This is a genomic window from Fictibacillus nanhaiensis (assembly GCF_036213205.1).
Classification (GTDB): Bacteria; Bacillota; Bacilli; order Bacillales; family Fictibacillaceae; genus Fictibacillus; species Fictibacillus nanhaiensis_E.
This window is the reverse complement of the sequence record NZ_JARMFC010000005.1, coordinates 266586-285112: the sequence shown is the minus strand read 5'-3', so window position 1 is coordinate 285112 and position 18527 is coordinate 266586. Positions and strand designations below refer to the sequence as shown.

General features: G+C 38.3%; 14 protein-coding genes. 10 read left to right on the top strand and 4 right to left on the bottom strand.

The features are described 5' to 3' along the window. The first annotated feature begins 418 nt into the window (after positions 1-418). The 4 genes from P4V41_RS05925 to P4V41_RS05910 all read left to right on the top strand — a co-directional run bounded on the left by P4V41_RS05925 (position 419) and on the right by P4V41_RS05910 (position 4955). Positions 419-1351, top strand: coding sequence for a DMT family transporter (locus P4V41_RS05925; RefSeq protein ID WP_328083877.1), 933 nt, complete (start codon positions 419-421; stop codon positions 1349-1351). A gap of 80 nt (positions 1352-1431) precedes the next feature. Beyond that, positions 1432-2208: a Cof-type HAD-IIB family hydrolase gene (locus P4V41_RS05920; RefSeq protein ID WP_328083875.1), complete on the top strand. Its 777-nt coding sequence runs from the start codon at positions 1432-1434 to the stop codon at positions 2206-2208. Positions 2209-2342: 134 nt separating this feature from the next. Then, positions 2343-3929 (top strand): SH3 domain-containing protein, encoded by a 1587-nt coding sequence (locus P4V41_RS05915; protein WP_328083874.1) that lies wholly within the window; start codon positions 2343-2345, stop codon positions 3927-3929. Positions 3930-4097: 168 nt separating this feature from the next. Then, positions 4098-4955, top strand: a complete 858-nt coding sequence (locus tag P4V41_RS05910; RefSeq protein WP_328083873.1) for a patatin family protein — start codon at positions 4098-4100, stop codon at positions 4953-4955. 93 nt (positions 4956-5048) lie between these two features. On the opposite strand, the gene P4V41_RS05905 is transcribed toward P4V41_RS05910, so the two are convergent. From P4V41_RS05905 to P4V41_RS05895, 3 genes are read right to left on the bottom strand one after another with little or no spacing between them, the layout of a single operon-like run. Next, on the bottom strand, positions 5049-6017 hold the full coding sequence (locus tag P4V41_RS05905; RefSeq protein ID WP_328083872.1) for an ABC transporter ATP-binding protein: 969 nt from the start codon (positions 6015-6017) through the stop codon (positions 5049-5051). 13 nt (positions 6018-6030) lie between these two features. After that, positions 6031-6816: an ABC transporter permease gene (locus P4V41_RS05900; RefSeq protein WP_328083871.1), complete on the bottom strand. Its 786-nt coding sequence runs from the start codon at positions 6814-6816 to the stop codon at positions 6031-6033. A 3-nt stretch (positions 6817-6819) separates the two neighbouring features. Beyond that, positions 6820-7599, bottom strand: coding sequence for an ABC transporter permease (locus P4V41_RS05895; RefSeq protein ID WP_328083870.1), 780 nt, complete (start codon positions 7597-7599; stop codon positions 6820-6822). 94 nt (positions 7600-7693) lie between these two features. Here P4V41_RS05895 and P4V41_RS05890 point away from each other — a divergent pair, with 94 nt between their 5' ends. The 3 genes from P4V41_RS05890 to P4V41_RS05880 all read left to right on the top strand — a co-directional run bounded on the left by P4V41_RS05890 (position 7694) and on the right by P4V41_RS05880 (position 13562). Further along, positions 7694-8749, top strand: coding sequence for an EAL domain-containing protein (locus P4V41_RS05890; protein WP_328083869.1), 1056 nt, complete (start codon positions 7694-7696; stop codon positions 8747-8749). 143 nt (positions 8750-8892) lie between these two features. Continuing rightward, positions 8893-10977 carry a penicillin-binding protein 2 gene (locus tag P4V41_RS05885; protein WP_328083868.1) on the top strand — a complete coding sequence of 695 codons (2085 nt, stop codon included), beginning with the start codon at positions 8893-8895 and terminating at the stop codon, positions 10975-10977. Positions 10978-11159: 182 nt separating this feature from the next. Further along, a complete protein-coding gene (locus P4V41_RS05880; RefSeq protein WP_328084037.1) occupies positions 11160-13562 on the top strand; it encodes an immune inhibitor A domain-containing protein in 2403 nt (800 codons plus the stop codon). A 324-nt stretch (positions 13563-13886) separates the two neighbouring features. Here the strand turns inward: P4V41_RS05880 and P4V41_RS05875 are convergent, their stop codons facing one another. Next, positions 13887-13973: a YjcZ family sporulation protein gene (locus P4V41_RS05875; RefSeq protein WP_082820548.1), complete on the bottom strand. Its 87-nt coding sequence runs from the start codon at positions 13971-13973 to the stop codon at positions 13887-13889. Positions 13974-14194: 221 nt separating this feature from the next. On the opposite strand from P4V41_RS05875, the gene P4V41_RS05870 reads away from it, so the two are divergent. The 3 genes from P4V41_RS05870 to P4V41_RS05860 all read left to right on the top strand — a co-directional run bounded on the left by P4V41_RS05870 (position 14195) and on the right by P4V41_RS05860 (position 18503). After that, on the top strand, positions 14195-14737 hold the full coding sequence (locus P4V41_RS05870; RefSeq protein WP_328083867.1) for a copper resistance CopC family protein: 543 nt from the start codon (positions 14195-14197) through the stop codon (positions 14735-14737). A gap of 173 nt (positions 14738-14910) precedes the next feature. Then, positions 14911-16674 carry an ABC transporter ATP-binding protein gene (locus P4V41_RS05865; RefSeq protein ID WP_328084036.1) on the top strand — a complete coding sequence of 588 codons (1764 nt, stop codon included), beginning with the start codon at positions 14911-14913 and terminating at the stop codon, positions 16672-16674. 5 nt (positions 16675-16679) lie between these two features. Next, complete coding sequence (locus P4V41_RS05860; protein WP_328083866.1) at positions 16680-18503, top strand: ABC transporter ATP-binding protein; 1824 nt, start codon at positions 16680-16682, stop codon at positions 18501-18503. Positions 18504-18527 lie beyond the last annotated feature (24 nt).

The following is an 18527-nucleotide window of genomic DNA, read 5'->3' as shown; positions in this document are numbered from 1 at the left end:
GTTTGTATATATTTAACAAATTTATGCACTTGATGGTAAAATGTTTTTGGTTGGATGATGATTGAAATAGGTATTCGCATATTTTTGCTTTAACCGACACCAAAAACCGTAAATTTCGTATGATACATCATCCCCCTATTTTTATTTTCAAGATAAGCACTGTGCTGGTTTTTTTAAGCTCAGTGCTTTCTGTTTTTAAGACTTTTATTGATACTAGGGTAGTAAATTGATTGCTAGCTGATTGATACATAACAAGATAAATTTGTAGAAATAAGAATAATAAAATGTATTTGATTTTAGCTCATTCGTTTTATAATGAATGAAGGATGTAGGTTCATGAGTTATATGATTAAATGAAGTATCAGAAACTGTGAATCTTACCATGAGTAATACATGAAAATGGGAGAGCGGGTGTAGGATGGGGAATCAAAAAGAGTATTCCCGGTGGAAAGGTATAGGACTAGCTTTAGCAGGAGCTTCTCTTTGGGGGTTTTCAGGAAACGCAGCAGAATGGATCTTTTCACATTCAGCAATGACCGCAACATGGTTAGTTTCAGTCCGTATGGTAATGGCTGGAGCGCTGCTATTATTTCTAGTCTCTTTTCATCACAATATATTTGAAGTTTGGAGAAATAAAAAAGACCGAATGGATTTAATAGTATTTTCTTTAACGGGTATGCTTGGGGCACAGCTTACGTTCTTCTTAAGTATAGAAGCGGGAAATGCACCAACGGCAACACTCCTGCAGTTTTTAGGTCCGGTTTTTATTACGGTTTATTTTGCGTTAAAGTTATTGAAATGGCCAAAACGAAAAGAATGGATCGCAGTTCTAATGGCGCTATCAGGAACATTTTTGTTATTAACGAACGGAAGTTTACAAGAGATAACGGTTTCTGAAAAAGCTGTTTTCTGGGGAGTTCTGTCCGGTGTATCTGTTGCGGTATATACGGTTTATCCTGTAAGACTCTTAAAGCAATATGCTTCTGCTACGATCGTAGGGTGGGCCATGTTGCTCGGTGGATCGGCAGTTTCAATATTTACTCAGCCCTGGCAAGCAAATGAGATTGATTGGTCATTCTCACTATTTGGGATGCTATCATTTGTTGTTGTATTCGGAACACTATTGCCTTTTTATCTCTACTTAGACAGCTTAAAGTATATAAGCTCGACAGAAACGAGCTTGCTTGGTAGTGCTGAACCATTAGTAGCAACCCTTGTATCTGTCATTTGGCTCGGTACTGCGTTTGGGAGTTTCCAAACAGCAGGTGGCATGCTCATTATTTTGACAGTATTCTTGCTATCTATGCCAGAAAAGGGACTCATACAAGTGAGTCAATCAATAAAAAAGTAAAGCAAAACGCATGATTTGACATTTATACGGAATCGTACCACTATTGTAGGGAAGAACTTTCAACAGGAGACGATGCGGATATGAATGACAAGATAGTATTTTTTGATATAGACGGAACACTAGTAAATGATGAGAAAAAAATCCCTGACAGCACGAAAGAGAGTATTATACAGTTGAAAAAGAATGGCGTACATGTAGCGATTGCTACTGGACGAGGTCCATTTATGTTTGAACCTATTCGTGAAGAACTAGAAGTTGATTCGTTTGTAAGCTTTAACGGATCATATGTTGTTTTTAAAGATGAGGTGATTCACAAGACACCGTTATCTAGAGAAGCTATTCTTAAAATAGAAGAAGAAGCAGAAAAGGCAGGTCATCCACTTGTCTATCTTGATCACGAAAGAGCGACAAGCAATGCTGATAATCATGAGATCATCAAGAACTGTACGTTTAATCTAATGCCTAATTATCCCGTTTTCCACCCAGGATTTTATAAAGAGAACGAGGTTTATCAAGTTTTATTATTCTGCCAGGAACAGCATGAACATGTGTATCGTGATGGATACAAAGGCACGTTCGATTTTATACGCTGGCATGAAAATGCATTAGACATTTTGCCAACCGGTGGTTCAAAAGCAAAAGGAATCCAAGCATTCATGAATCAGATGAATATGAAACCTGAGAACGTATATGCGTTTGGTGATGCGTTAAACGATATTGAAATGCTTACTGCAGCAGGAACAGGAATTGCGATGGGAAATGGGTTAAAAGAAGCAAAAGAAGCGGCAGACTTTGTTACAAAATCAGTTGATGAAGATGGTATCTATCATGGACTTAAGCATTTTGGATTAATTTAATCATGGAGCACCCTAGTTGATTTTAGCTAGGGTTTTTTTATTCTATTGCAGTGAAAAAGGTAAAGGAGCCGCCTTTAAATGACGATATAACACGTACAGCAACTTAAGTACTATCCAAATAGGAGTTGAAACGTGTGAGATTGAATGTAAAGGTGATGTGTTACTTTTTAATCGCTGTACTGTTAATCGTGAGCTTTCCAATTAGACCTGCCTCGGCAGCAGCGAAAACGGCTACAGTGAACGCAACAAGCCTAAATGTGCGCTCTGAACCTTCGTCATCGTCTAAACAGATCGGTTCATTAAAAAAAGGCTCGACAGTTACGGTGTTCCAGATAGAAAAAGGATGGGCTAACATATCATTCAACGGTGGAAAAGCTTGGGTTAGTTCAGCATATCTTCAGGTAAATAATTCGACGAGTTCCAATACTCCATCTCAAAAAGAAGCAAAAATTATTAAAACAGCAAAAGTAACAGCAACTTCTCTAAATGTGCGGATTGGTGCAGGAACTCAATATAAGACGGTAGGCTCGCTTAAGAATGGAGCGGTAGTTTCTGTAATTAAAGATGAAGGCAATTGGTCTAATATAACATACGGATCTATTAAAGGATGGGTAAGCAGTGCTTATCTATTGAATCAAACAAGTACAGCTCCTAAGCCTTCTACAAACAAACCTGTTAACCATGGAAAGTGGGGAACAGTAACAGCAACGTATTTGAATTTTCGATCATCCGGAAATTTAACTTCACCGATCATCGGCTCACTCAAATATGGTACTTCTGTTCAGATTTTGTCAGAGTCAGGAAGCTGGTTTTTCATTCAAACAACAGATGGAAAGAAAGGTTGGGTATCTAGCCAATACATATCACTAAAAACAGGAGAATCACCGATAGTTACAAACCCAAACCCTGCAACGAAACCTCCAGTCGCTCCACCTTCATCTGTATCAAAAAAAGTTGTCATTTTGTCAGATGGAGTGAATATTAGGCAAGGTCCTTCTACTGCCTACTTAATAGTAGGTTATGCAAATCAAGGGGACGAATTTGCTTATCTACAATCAAAAAACGACTGGGTACAAATCAAGTTGCCTAACGGTAAGAGTGCTTGGGTGGCAGGATGGCTTGTAGCTGTTCAACAATCATCATCAAACAATCCTTCATCTCCCCAAGCCTCCTTGAAAGGATTAAAAGGAAAAAGAATTGTAATAGATCCTGGACATGGCGGTAATGATCCAGGTGCTTCTGGTAAATCATCAGGTACACAAGAAGCGGCTATGACGTTGATGAGTGCGAGATTATTAGCCACACAGCTTAGTAATGCAGGGGCAAAAGTAATCTTAACCCGCAGTGATAATACATATATTTCTCTTAATAAACGAGTTGAGATCAGTCATTATCATTTTGCTGATGCGTTCGTGAGTTTGCATTACAATTCTGCTTCCGATAAAAGTGCTTCAGGACTATTAACCTTTTACTACGGCCAGAAAGATCTGAAATTGGCTAACTCGGTAAACACAGGATTAATTGGAGCAAATACAGGATTAAAAGGTAGTAATGTAAGGTATGGAAACTTTCACATCCTACGTGAGAACAAGCAACCAGCCGTTCTAGTAGAGCTTGGCTTTTTATCAAATCCGTTTGATGAGATGACAATAAAAAGTAATTCATTTCAAACAAAAGCGGCAACTGGTATTACAACGGGATTGGCTCAATATTTTCAATAAGGTGAAGAGGCAGTGATTAAAAGTATTAACTTTTAATCACTGCCTTTTTAGTTTCAGTTTGTATCTTTTCCTAGATTCTTAATTCGCTAGACTGGATTTTATGTTCATTTTTTTCATATAATTAAAATCATAAATAATAAATGTAGTTAACAATAGGTGGTGCAAAATTTGGAGAACTCTGGACTTATTCTTGAAGGTGGCGGAATGCGCGGTGTTTATACAGCAGGAGTACTCGATGTTTTTATGGAGAACGACCTTTACTTTCCGTATGTGATCGGGGCATCTGCTGGTGCTTGTAATGCTGTATCATACCTATCACGTCAGCATGGAAGAAATCGAACGGTAAATCTGGAATATAGCTCTCATCCAGAATACATTTCATATAAAAATTGGTTGTTTAAGAAGAAGGGTTTGTTCGGAATGGACTTTATCTTTGATGAACTTCCTAATCGCCTGGTTCCTTTCGATTATGCCGCATTTAAACAATCCAAGGAAAGATTTGTAGTCGTAGTAACAGACGTAAGAACAGGCCAACCCGTTTATTTAAACAAAGAAGATTATGAAGAGATGGAGATCTCAAACGTGTTACGTGCATCGTCATCCATTCCTTTTATCGCACCAGTAGTTGAGCTTGCAGGGGGTCAAATGATGGATGGTGGGATTGCAGATCCTATTCCTGTTCATAAAGCTTTGAAAGATGGTGTCCAAAAAGGAGTAGTTGTCCTGACTCAGAATGAGGGTTATCGTAAGAAAAAGCCTAAAATGACATGGGTAACGAAAAAAATCTATCCTGAATACACAGGTCTCGACGAAAGTTTACGTGGACGCTACATCAAGTATAATGAGACGCTTGATTTTATAGAAAAAGAAGAGAAACGTGGAAATTTATTTGTACTTCGTCCCATGGAGAAGATGATAGTAAAAAGAATAGAACGCGATCCTAAAAGACTCGGAGTTCTTTATGATCAAGGAAGAGTAGATGCCATGAACCAATTGGATAACTTAAGAAATTGGCTCGCAGATTAAAGAAACTATTCATAATGTTATACACATGCAAAAAAAAAGATAAGCTTGCTCTAGAAGATACGGAATAGACCTCTATAGCAAGCTTTTTCTCATTTAGTATATCTTCTGTATAACTTGCTCAATATCGGGTTCTTTCATCTGAATATCGACTGGTTCGCCCCATTGTGTCACATTTTGAAGTAAGAGGGGTGAAGAGAGCAGAGAGCGATCATAATCAATGACTAACTTCTCGTATTCCCATGTCATTCTTTCAATTCCTTCTAATTGAATTTCAGTAGTGTTTGGTTTTACACGATACTGGACCTCCATGACGCTTGGCAATCCAATATTTTTACGCAAATCTTCCAAAGTACCATCTAAAACAATTTTTCCGTGGTTGATCACGATTACACGGCTGCATAACAGTTCAATATCATCCATATCGTGTGTGGTTAACAGGATTGTTTTCTTCTCGTTTTGGTTCAGTTCCTTTAAAAAAGCTCGAATACTTGTTTTGGCATTAACATCTAATCCGATGGTAGGTTCATCTAAAAAAAGGATGTCAGGGTTATGAATCATGGCTGCCGCAAGATCTCCGCGCATACGTTGCCCTAGAGATAGTTTTCGGACAGGTGTATCCATAAACTTTCCGATCTGAAGCATGTCATCATATAACCTCAAAAACTGCCGGTACTTTTCGTCAGGTACTTTATACATCTCTTTTAAAATATCAAAAGAATCTCGTAACGGGAGATCCCACCAAAGCTGTGTACGTTGTCCAAATACAATACCGATCTTTTTGGCTACTTCTTTTCTTTTTTTCTGTGGACTTAATCCTCCCACTTTGATCTCACCGCTTGTCGGATGAAGAATTCCGGATAACATTTTAATCGTAGTGGATTTTCCAGCTCCGTTCGGCCCGATGTAACCTACAAATTCACCCTCTTCAACAGAAAAAGAAATATCATCTACAGCCTTTACAATATGATGTTTAGAAGAAAGAAGAGAAGTAAACGAACCAATAAAGCCTTTCTTTGTTTCATAGATCTTAAAGTGTTTATTTAATCGTTGAGCTTGTATCATATATAGGTCCTCCTCAACTTCCTGTACTATGATAATGGCGTATGCCAAACTTCCAAAAACAAAGAGAGATGCATAGAAAAATAATACCAACGACTGGTGGTAATGCTAGATTCCAAAGGTCACCACCTTTGTTCAAAAGAAACAGTATAGGTGTATAGTTCATGAAACCTACTGGAATGACTGTAAAAAAGATGATTTTTAGCCAGCCGGGATAAATGTTCATCGGATAGTTGGCTGCATTGAAAGGAGCATACAGAGTAAAGGTTTGAAAATCTTTGATCCTCTGAGTCCAAAAGGCAATGGTAGCCGTGATCAACCCTAGCGAAAAACAAATAAGTACTCCAGAAACGATGGTTACTGGTAGATAAATTAACAAAAGAAATAATTCAACGTTATTAAGTTTTAAACCGATAATAGAAATAACAAGGATTAAAATACCTTGTATCGTTCCGCCTATACGGGATAAATCTATGTTCTTAGTTAAAAGCAATGATAAAGGAGAGACAGGTCGAATTAGAAGACTATCGAATTCACCCTCGACCATGTATCGTTCAAAATTATGTACCTCTACACAAAATACTCTGTACAGGGTTATAGCAACAGAAGAGATTCCATAGAGCAGTCCCACTTCATAAAGATTCCAGCCTTTAACATCGTCAAAACGCTGCAGGATGGCTGCGAGCAGCACAAAGTCCACCGCCATGATCAAACCGTATGATAAGGAGGATACAAGAAAGTTCATCTTATACTGCATACGCGAACGCAAACTTCCTGATAATAATTTCAGATAAAGGTTCATTACTTATCCTCCTTGAATTTCTAACTTTTGACGAGCTTTTTCAGTTAGCCATAGATTGAAGCTTGTTAAAACCACAACCCAAATCAGCTGGATAAGAAGAACTTCACTTGAAATTTTCTCTAGAAATATCATAACAGGATAATAGATGGCACCGGCAAAAGGTAAATAGGGTGTGATAGAAGATAAGGGAGCTGGAAGTAGATCGATAGGTACAAGTTGTCCTCCGAGTCCGACCAATAATGTAAAATTGACAAAATGTGCCCAGTCGATCTCCGTTGTCCAGCACGCACTTATTCCTACTAGGTAGTGCAGGTTAATAGAAATGATTATGGCAAAAAGAATAGAAATACATAAGAAAAAATACGTCGGTATGTATTGAGGAATATAAAAGCCTACCGTTAAGGAAAAAACAAACCCAATAGGAAGAGAGCGAAAGAACAAGTTATACATTAATCGTCCAACTTCTTGTGAGGTAACATAGAGAAAATAATTTGTTGGTCTTGCGAGTTCTAAAGAGATTGCACCATTTCTTACTCCGTTTTGAATATTGAGTCCTGCCGTTAAGAAACCGGATAACCAAAGGATACATTGAACAGCCGCAATGTAGTAGGTCATCTCTAAGGCACTGTAGGGACTTTCATTCTCTTTTCCTTGCAGTACACCGACCCATATTGCAATGAAAACAAATCCAAAGATTGCACTCGCCGCATTATTGATCAGATGCGCCACCTTGTATTGCATGTTACGCATAAAGCTCTTTTGTAAAAGAATCCAATAAACCATAAGTCCCCCTTTATGAAGTTTTCATTTTTTAGCGCAGAATTATAAAATAGCAAATTTTACAAAAGTTTGCAATTCTTTTTTGGAGGTAATTATTATGTCGTGTTCAAAGTGTCGTCCAACAGGAGATTTTCCAGAAAGTGGTTTTGTTCATATTCGTACCGATCATCCTGTGCTAGTGCAAAGTTTGATAAGTTTACTAAAAGAAAACGATTTGGAAGGGATTCATTCTGGAAATGTTGCATCTGCTAAATACAATAATCTTATACAACTGCAAGATGTGATGGCGAAGTCACTTGAAACATTTAACGGCATTGCTGTGGGATCGTATTATTGTTCAGTTACTTCCACATTGGAAGAAATAAGTGTTTTTACACCTTGGATTTCTTTTCAGCATTTTTACGAAAGAATGAAACATATCGATCTGTATGACATTATTCAACAGCAGCTCTTCACTACACACTCGCAGCCTATTGTTTTTTTACAGAGTGGAGAGATTTATGGATATGAGTTCTTACTTCGTCCATCAACTGAAGAATTTGAATTCAAACCTTATGAACTTTTTCAGTTTGCTGAACGAGCAGGTCTTCAGGCGCTGTTGGACGGAAATGCTAGGATGACTTCTATTCGAAATAGCGCTGGAGCTGTTTCACCAGGCTTGAAACGATTCATTAATTTCCTTCCGTCATCGATTTACGACCCAAAGCATTGTCTGGCTACAACATTTAAAGCAGCAGCTGACGCAGGAGTAGACCCAAACGATCTCGTCTTTGAAGTGGTGGAGACAGAAGAAATCGCAGACATCGATCATTTAAAAAGTATCCTTCAAGCTTACCAAGAGCAAGGAATGAAAGTAGCACTAGATGACTTAGGTGCAGGACATTCAACACTTTCTGTATTAAAAGAGCTGAAACCAGACTATGTGAAGATTGACCGTAAAATCGTTTCTTTTTGTGATGAAGACGCATCTAAGGAAGATATGATACAAAAAATCGTTGAGGTAGCAAGAGAAATAGGTGCAGTTGTACTAGCGGAGGGAATTGAGAGAAAAGAAGAAGCAGACATCGCTTTGAGATGTGGAGTTGAACTTGCTCAAGGCTACTTTTTTGGTCGTCCTGTTCCTACAAATTCATTAGTGACTGCAGTTCAATAAACATACGAAGACCTTATCAAAAAAAGATAAGGTTTTTTTGATGAATTACTTGGAATAGTGGCCAACTTCTAGTAATCTATAGATAGATGCTTTTGTAATATAATTGTAAAATTAACGGGAATTTTTCCAAAAGGAGCGGAATGATGGTAACGAAAGCGGATCCAGAAAAAAAGAAGAAAAAGTCGCAAGTGCCCTTTCGTTTAAATGTCTTGTTTTTGGTCGTCTTTTTTCTTTTCTCAGTCCTAATTTTAAGGCTAGGTGTTCTTCAAATCGTAAATGGAGAGGAAAAACGACTAGAGTCTGAAGCAGTTGAAGAAGTTATTGCAAGGAAAGAAGCGCCACGAGGAAAGCTGTTAGACAGCAACTTCCGTGAGGTCGTAGGGAATGAACCTTTCTTTTCTTTAACATATACAAAAACAGTAGATACAAAAGCAAAAGACACGATGCGGATTGCAGAATGGCTAGCTGATCGCCTAGGTGTTACAGAAGATCAGATTAAAAAGATCACAGAGCGCGATAAAAAAGACTATTTCATCGCGAAACAAGATGTGACCAAAATGATTGACGAACGTCTTAGCAAGAAGGAAAAGAAATTAAGCGATAAAGATCAATACATCTCACTCGTTAATAAGATTACAGAAGAAGAAATCAATAGTCTAACTGACAAAGATATTAAGATTCTTGCTTATAAACGCGCAATGGATACGGGTTATGCTTATTCAGCACAACGAATCAAAACCAATTTGAACAACGAAGAAGTTTCAGTGATCTCTGAGAACCTAGGTGACCTTCCTGGGGTAGATATTATGGCGGATTCGAAACGAATTTACCCTTATGGCAGTTCTACCATTTTTGGACAAGTTAAACAGATTCCTAAATCTAAAACAGATTACTTTATGAGTATGGGATATGACAGAAGCGATCAAGTGGGAGTCAGTGGTCTAGAGGATCAATACGAGAATGTTTTACGAGGAACTAAAGAAAAATCGGTTTACCTAACAAATCCAAAAACAGGTGCAACGATTGGTGAGCCTAAAACGATCCCAGGTCAACGTGGTAAAGATATCGTTTTAACTTTAGATATGGAACTACAATTTCATTTAGAGAAGATTCTCGAGGAAGAAATTTTGCGAGCAAAGCCACTAGGAGGAAATGATCTTCTAGACTCAGCTTACATCGTTATGATGAACCCGAAAACAGGTGAAATAAAAGGGATCGCAGGGAAAAAGTACGAAGACGGAGAATTTAAGAATGATTCTTATGGAGCCTTATTTGATGCTTATGAAATGGGTTCAACTGTAAAGGGCGCTACCGTATTGACTGGTCTTCAACAGGGACTGATTCATATGGGAGAAGTTATTGTAGATAAACCCTTCACAAAGAATAAAATGAATAAATCTTCTTGGAGAACGATGGGTCCAATAACAGACTTACAGGCTCTAATGATGTCTTCCAACGTTTATATGTTTAACATCATGGACCGTATGATTGGCCCAGAACATTGGACACAAACGTACGCTAAAGCTCGTTATTCCTTTAATCAATATGGTTTAGGTGTAAAAACAGGAATTGACTTTCCAAACGAAGCTGTTGGATATGAAGGAAAACCGCCTGAAGGAGAGTCAGGTACTCTCTATGACTTAGGTATCGGTCAGTTTGATACATACACAACAATGCAACTTGTTCAATATGTATCAACCATTGCGAACGATGGATATCGTGTTAAGCCACATCTTGTTCGTGAAATTAGAGAACCAGCAACAGATGAAGAAAGTCATGGTAAACTTTTGAAACGCTTTGAACCAGAGATCTTAAACAAGATTGATGTTGAACAGAAATACATTGAACGCGTTCAAGAAGGATTCTGGCAAGTTATGCATGGATCTAGAGGTACTGCTAAAGGCTATTTCGATGACCCTGAAAAATATCATAATCCAGCAGGGAAAACCGGAACTGCTCAACGTATTATCAGACACCCTCGTACAGGGAACATTGTGGAAAAGCATAATCTTACACTTGTAGGATATGCACCATTTGAGAATCCTGAGATTGCTTTTGCAGTAGTGGTCCCAGAAGGTACGCCGCAGAACGGAAATCAAAAGATCAATAAATACATCGGCCAACGTGCACTCGAAGCGTATTGGAATTTAAAAGAAGAATACGGTGAGAATGCAGCAACAGTTACCGGGAATTTACAAAAAGACAACGAAGAGGACTCAGCAGAATGATGCTGAGTTCTTTTTTAAGTTTTATTGTCGAAGAACATCTAGTTTTATCAGAAAATAAATAGTTGCAAAATAAACATTTACAATATTTAGACAAATTGTTATGATTCTCTCAGGTTGTTCTTAATAATGGACATTCCTACTAATCTGTTTACATAGGGGTGAATGAAGTGGTAGGGAAAAAAATGGGTTTAAGGGTGTTTTCAAGCGTTACAGCAACAACGATATTTGCTTCAGCACTATTTACAGGTGCATTTGCTAATCCAGCAGGACAGCAGCCGACAGTTTCTGCGAGTGCAGTAGAATCTGCTCCTATCGATCTCAACATCGTGGATCAGGAACGTTTAGGTAAAGTGCTTCAAGCAAGAGGAATTATCTCTGAAAATGCATCAACAGCAGAAGTTCAAAAAGCAGTAAAGCAGTACATTGAGAAAAAGAACAACGCAAAAGGTCATAAAACGAGCCATGATAAAAAGCACCATGATGAGATGGATAAAAAGACTAAAGACTTTTTGAAGAAGCAAAAAGACAAGCTTAAAAAACAGCTTAATAAAGGCAATCTTAAAAAAGGGAAGTCTGATGGGATTGTTAATGTAGACCCTGCCAAACCGGCCAAATACAATGGGGGAGTTAGAGAAGATAAGGTTTTGGTACTATTAACTGAATTTGAGGACTTTAAACATAACAATGTTGTTCAAGAAACTGGATATATGTATGCTGAAGATTTTAGTAAAGAGCATTATGAAAAATTAATGTTCGGTGATAAAGATTTCAAATTGTTTAACGGAGAAAAAGTAAAGACTTTTAAACAATATTATGAAGAGCAGTCTGGAGGAAGTTATACGGTAGATGGCACAGTTTCTGAGTGGTTAACTGTTCCAGGTAAAGCAGCTGATTATGGTGATGATAATCCAGCTGGAGGACATGATAACTTAGCTCCGCTTGGACCAAGGGATTTAGTTAAAGAGGCATTAAAAGCTGCTGCAGCATCCGGTATGGATTTGTCAGAGTATGATCAATTTGATTTATACGATCTTGATGGTGATGGTGATCAAAATGAGCCAGACGGATTGGTTGACCACTTAATGATCATTCACGCTGGAACTGGTCAGGAAGCCGGTGGAGGAAAACTGGGTGACAATGCAATTTGGTCACATCGTTGGACTCTAAACGGAGTCTTTCCAGTTCCGAACACTACTGCAAAGGTAGATTATTGGGGCGGTAAAATGGCTGCTTACGACTACACAATACAGCCTGAAGATGGTGCAGTGGGAGTATTTGCACATGAATATGGTCATGACTTAGGGCTGCCAGATGAGTATGATACTCAGTACACTGGAGATGGTGAGCCTGTTGCATCCTGGTCCATTATGAGTGGAGGAAGCTGGAATGGAAACATTGCAGGTACAACTCCAACAAGTTTCTCTCCTCAAAATAAAGAGTTCTTTCAAAAGACCATGGGCGGAAACTGGGCTAATATCGAAGAAGTAAATTATGATGAAATTGGTAAATTCGGAGTACTCGCCAATATTGACCAGTCGGTTACAAAATCAAAAAACCCTGGTATCGTTAAAGTGAATCTTCCTAAAAAAGAAGTTAAAGGCATTGAACCTGCTTTTGGGGAGAAATACTATTACAGCACAAAAGGTGATGATCTTAATACAACTATGACAACACCTGTTTTTGATTTAACGAATGCTAAAACCGCAAAATTTGATTACAAAACCCTCTATGAAATTGAATATGATTATGACTATCTTTATGTAAACGCAATTACAAGTGATGGTGAAGAAGTAGAAATTGATGTAATTGGTGATGAGGATACAAATGGAATGCAAGTTGCAGAAACATCTAATGGTAAGTGGGAAGATAAATCCTATGACTTAAGTCAATTTGCTGGTAAAAAAGTTCAGCTTGTTTTTGAGTATGTTACTGATGGTGGATTAGCTCTCGAAGGGTTTGCTTTAGACAATGCAAAGCTGACTGTCGACGAAGAAGTGGTGTTTGCAGACGATGCGGAAGGCACACCGAAATTTACTTTAAAAGGATTTGAAGTGAATAATGGTACCAACTATAAAGATCACTACTATTATCTAGAATGGAGAAACTACGTAGGATCTGATAAGGCACTAGCTTTCTCTCGTGGCGTAAAATACAATACTGGATTAGTAGTTTGGTATGCTGATGAAAGCCAAACAGATAACTGGGTCGGTGTTCATCCGGGTGAAGGATTCTTAGGTGTAGTTGATTCTCATCCGGAAGTACTAGTTGGTACTTTAAATGGACAACCTACTGTTGCACAAAGTACACGCTACCAAGTAGCAGATGCAGCTTTCTCTTTTGACAAAGCGCCTTCGTGGTACATCAATTCATCATCACGTGGAATCTTTGACTACAAAGGACTTAAAGGAGTAACTGGTTTTGATGACTCTAAAGCATACATTGACTATAAAGATTATAATGGTTCTGCAACTGGAGGCGTTATCGACGACGCAGGTAGACTTGTGCCTAAGTTAGGGTTGAATTTCCAAGTTATCGGAGAAGCTAAGGATAATTCGGCAGGAATGGTCTGGATATACAGAAAGTAGTTAAGCAGTAACTAGTAATAGAAATCCCAAGGCGATATTCGTCTTGGGATTTTTTGCTCTTTTCTAAGGGATTGTTGCTTCACACCATTATTTAATTTTCTTCACCTGCAAGTTGATTGGAGCGCAAGGTGCGAGACTCCTGCGGGACAGGCTGGCAGGTGAGACACTTAAAAGTGAAACGCCAAAATGTGGCTCACCGCCTGCCCCGCGGAAAGCGAGCAACCTGGAGCGGAAATCAACCACTTTCAAGAACACCAAGATTTGCGAAATATCCAAAAGAAAAAACCGGCCTAAGCCGGTTTTCTCCTTTCACCCCATTCATTATTAGCAGAAGCAAGCTGCCCCAACAATAATCAATAGAATAAATAACACTACTACCAATGCGAAAGAATTGCCATAAGAATAACCCATCGATTTTTCCTCCTTTAATTCTTGCAATTGTTAATTCCATATATCCTATGCCTGTTTTCATATTTGAAGTGGGCAGGAGCCCAGATTCCATTAAAATAGGCTTTAAATGTATGTTTGACCATGAAAGTGTCAACGATTTGTAAAGACTGGATACTTGTGAAGAACATATATTCTTTGTTTTAATGAAGATAGAAAGAAAATACGTGACAGGGAGTCAACTTATGAAAAAGATACTTATACCATTCTTCTTATTATTTACGATCGTATTCCAACTGCCATTATCGGCGTCTGCTCATTCTAAACTTGAAACTTCAACCCCTGCTGAAGGTGAGAAAGTAACAACAGATCTTGAAGCAGTGGTGTTAACATTTTCTACGAAGATTGAGTCTTTAAGTACGATGACGTTAAAAAATGGTGATAAAGAGATTCCTCTTCAGATTAGTGTAGAAGATGATCAAATGACTGGAGCAATCACCAATCCGCTTGAAAATGGAAACTATACGGTAGCGTATAAGATCATTGGAGCTGATAGTCATGTAATCGAAGGGGACTATTCCTTTTCAGTTGATCGACCTGCCTTAGAAGAAGCGCCAAATGAGGATGCTACAGATAACGGTACACAAGAAGACAATGCTGAAAAAGAATTGACTGATCAAGAAAAAAATGAAAAGCCTAATAATCCAACTTATTTTGCTCCATTAACCATTGGTCTAGTGATCGTGATCGCTATCGTGTCATTTTTTGCATTTAGAAGAAAGCGTTAAAGGAAAAGCCTCGAATATATCGGGGCTTTTTTTCGTACTATAGGAAAGATAACAAAGTGAAATATTTATTTCGTTTTTAGTAAAGATGATGAGCAAATAGATAGTTTTTTCTAACTATTCTGTTATATGATGTATATTGTCTTTTAATTTTTAGAAGGGGGAAGGTGATGGGGTTGGATACATTTAAGAGATTAAAAGATTTTTATTGGCCGTATAAAAAGTACTTTTACTGGTCGATCTTGACTTTAATACTCGTGTCTGGAATCACAGTCGTTTATCCGATGGTCTTACAATTTACTATCGATGAAATCATTATTAAAGGGGAATATTCAACCGTACCATATGTTGCGGTAGGCTTTATACTTCTGATGGTAATTAAAGGGGCAGCTACATACACTCACCAGTTTTATGGAGATCTGTTCGGTATTCGTTCTGTTTATGAACTTCGTGAATCTCTATATGAAAAGCTGCAGTTTCTTCCATTCGACTATTATGATAATGCAAAGACTGGAGATTTAATGTCGAGGTTAACCGCTGATGTTGAAGGTTTTCGCTTTTTTCTTTCTTTTGGATTCTCACAGCTTATCAATTTTGTACTAATCATTGGTTTTAGTCTCTCCGTCATGTTCTTCTACTCGGTTCCGTTAGCACTCATCACACTCTGTATGATGCCTTTCCTCGTACTCGTTGTTTACAAGTTTGATAAAGAAGTTCATCCGGCTTTCCGGGGAATTCGTAAGTCTATGGCAAATCTTAATACAAAGGTTCAGGAGAATATTAGTGGAATCAACACTGTTAAATCGTTATCACGTGAAGATTTTGAGATTAATAAGTTTGATTCTTCTAATGAAGATTATAAGTCTCAGTACTTAAACACATCTCATATTTGGGCTAAATACTTTCCGGTAATGGAATTGATCGGAAATCTATCTGTCGTTTTACTGCTTGCTTATGGTGGCTATCTTGTTATTCAAGGGAACCTGACGGCTGGAGAGCTCGTGGCGTTCTTTAGTCTTGTTTGGTATATCATGGGACCCATTATGAATCTAGGGTTTATCATGAACACTTTCTCTCAATCTAAAGCATCAGGAGAACGTCTGTTGGAAGTGTTAGACGAACCACTTGAGATGGAAGGAAAAGATCGTGAGCTTGAAACGGTTCGCTTTCATGGAGAAGTGATGTTCAAAAATGTCACACATCGTTATAAGAACGAGAAAAAAAGAGCACTAAAAGATATTTCTTTTACAGCAAAACCTGGTCAGACGATTGGATTGATCGGTGCCACGGGTTCTGGGAAAACATCCATTACCCAACTACTATCTAGGTTTTACAATCCTGAATCGGGAACGATCGCAATAGATGGTAAACCACTTGAAGATTATTCGTTAAGAACGATCAGGAAAAACATTGGTACCGTTCTTCAGGAGTCCTTTTTGTTTTCGTCAACGATAAAAGATAACATCTCTTACGGTAACCCATATGCAGAAATGGATGATATTATCGATGCAGCGAAAAGGGCTCAAGCTCATGACTTTATCATGGAGCTTCCTGATGGTTACGACACGATATTAGGAGAGAGAGGACTTGGCCTATCAGGAGGACAAAAGCAGAGGATCTCAATAGCTAGAGCGATTCTTATCGACCCAACTATCTTAATCCTTGATGATGCCACGAGTGCTGTAGATATGGAAACAGAATTTAGGATACAAAAGGCTCTAAAAGAAGTGATGAGCGACCGAACGACATTTATTATTGCTCATCGTATTTCCTCTTTAAAACATGCTGATGAAATACTTGTTCTGTCAAAAGGAAAAGTGATTGAACGTGGTACACATGAAGAACTGATACAGCAAGAATCAGGAGCGTATCGTAAAATTTATGATATTCAGTATCAAGACAAAGATAAAGTGTTTCAAATGAACGGGCAGGGGGTGTAGGGAGGATGCAGCATTCAAAGGAATCACAGATGAAGAGATCGCCTCGTTTTAAATATTCTTCTGAACAAGTGATCGATAAACCGTTCAACTGGGGACAGATTATTCGATTGTTTCAATACATGAAGCCTTACAGCAAGAACTTGTTGCCAAAGGCAATAATCGCGATGATGGTTTCGACTGCAGTAAGACTTGTCGTACCTATTTTTATAGGTGTTCTGACGTTTGATCATGCGATTAAGAACAAAGATACGAACCTTCTTGTTACTTTAATCATTGCGATCGCGGGCCTCTACCTCTTATCTTGGGGTGCAAATACATTGCGGATTAAATGGATGAACTATCTTGGGCAATATGTGATCTACGACATCCGTCAGCATCTGTTTAAGCATATACAGCGTCTGTCACACCGCTTTTTCGATCAGCGTTCTGCGGGCTCCATTCTTGTTCGTATCATTAACGACGTAAACTCGTTACAAGATTTGTTTACGAATGGTGTCATCAACGTATTGATGGATATTATTCTCTTGTTTGGTATCATCGTCATCATGTTTATATACAGCCCAGAGCTAACACTAGCGATTATGGTCATCTTGCCGCTTATGTTCTTCATCTCAACAAGTCTTCGAAAAAAGATCAGGCGTTCTTGGCAAGTGGTACGTATAAAACAAGCTAAGCTCAACTCACATCTGAATGAGAGCATACAGGGGATACGAGTGACTAAATCGTACACGCAAGAAAAAGAAAACATGGACTTCTTTAATGGAGTGAATAATGAAACATATGATAGCTGGAAAACGGCGACACAACAAAACGCTTTATTCAGGCCGTTTGTTGAAATGTCTAATGCGATTGGAACAGCCATTCTATTGTGGTTTGGTTCCTACTTAATACAAGGTGAGGCACTTGAAATTGGGGTATTTGTTACGTTTGCTTTTTATCTTGGTATGTTTTGGGAGCCGATTTCTCGACTTGGGCAAGTTTACAATCAGCTTTTAGTAGGAATGGCTTCATCTGAAAGAATCTTTGAATTTTTAGATGAAAAACCGAATGTTCACGAAAAAGAAAATGCTTATTTGTTTTCAAAAATTAAAGGAGAAATTCAGTTTAAGGATGTTGAGTTTTCCTATAATGCTGATCGAAAAGCATTAAAAGGGATCGATCTAACGATTCAAGGGGGTCAGACGGTCGCACTTGTCGGCCATACAGGGTCAGGTAAGACGACGATTGCGAACTTAGTCAGCCGATTTTATGATCCTACATCGGGTACGGTACAGATTGATGGGAAAGATTTAAAAGACGTTAATCTAGCGAGTCTTCGTGAAAAAGTAAGTGTTGTTCTTCAAGATACTTTTATCTTTTCAGGGACGATTAAAGAGAATATTCGCTTTGGAAGACCCGGTGCTTCCGATGAAGATGTTAAGAATGCTGCAAAAGCAGTTGGTGCACATGCATTTATCGAAAGACTGTCGAATGGCTATGAAACAGAAGTAGAGGAAAGAGGAAATGTTTTATCAGTTGGTGAAAGACAGCTTCTTTCGTTTGCAAGAGCACTTCTTGCAGATCCTGATATTTTAATACTGGATGAAGCAACTGCAAGTATCGATACAGAATCTGAACAAAAGATACAAAGAGCCTTAAAGACGCTTTTGAAGGGAAGAACAGCAATCATCATTGCACATCGACTTTCTACGATCAGAGAGGCAGATAATATCGTCGTTCTCGATCACGGTGAGATTATGGAGCAAGGAAGTCATGCGGAGCTTATGCATGCAGAAGGCATTTATTATCACCTTGTCGTATCTCAGTTTAAGATGCTTGATGCGATATAAAAAAACGCCTGGGAAATTTTTTTT

Bases quoted from the DNA above. Each gene is read 5' to 3' on its own strand.
- P4V41_RS05925 (WP_328083877.1), top strand. From the start codon at position 419: ATGGGGAATCAAAAAGAGTATTCCCGGTGGAAAGGTATAGGACTAGCT.
- P4V41_RS05920 (WP_328083875.1), top strand. From the start codon at position 1,432: ATGAATGACAAGATAGTATTTTTTGATATAGACGGAACACTAGTAAAT.
- P4V41_RS05905 (WP_328083872.1), bottom strand. From the start codon at position 6,017: ATGATACAAGCTCAACGATTAAATAAACACTTTAAGATCTATGAAACA.
- P4V41_RS05900 (WP_328083871.1), bottom strand. From the start codon at position 6,816: ATGAACCTTTATCTGAAATTATTATCAGGAAGTTTGCGTTCGCGTATG.
- P4V41_RS05895 (WP_328083870.1), bottom strand. From the start codon at position 7,599: ATGGTTTATTGGATTCTTTTACAAAAGAGCTTTATGCGTAACATGCAA.
- P4V41_RS05890 (WP_328083869.1), top strand. From the start codon at position 7,694: ATGTCGTGTTCAAAGTGTCGTCCAACAGGAGATTTTCCAGAAAGTGGT.
- P4V41_RS05885 (WP_328083868.1), top strand. From the start codon at position 8,893: ATGGTAACGAAAGCGGATCCAGAAAAAAAGAAGAAAAAGTCGCAAGTG.
- P4V41_RS05880 (WP_328084037.1), top strand. From the start codon at position 11,160: ATGGGTTTAAGGGTGTTTTCAAGCGTTACAGCAACAACGATATTTGCT.
- P4V41_RS05875 (WP_082820548.1), bottom strand. From the start codon at position 13,973: ATGGGTTATTCTTATGGCAATTCTTTCGCATTGGTAGTAGTGTTATTT.
- P4V41_RS05870 (WP_328083867.1), top strand. From the start codon at position 14,195: ATGAAAAAGATACTTATACCATTCTTCTTATTATTTACGATCGTATTC.
- P4V41_RS05860 (WP_328083866.1), top strand. From the start codon at position 16,680: ATGCAGCATTCAAAGGAATCACAGATGAAGAGATCGCCTCGTTTTAAA.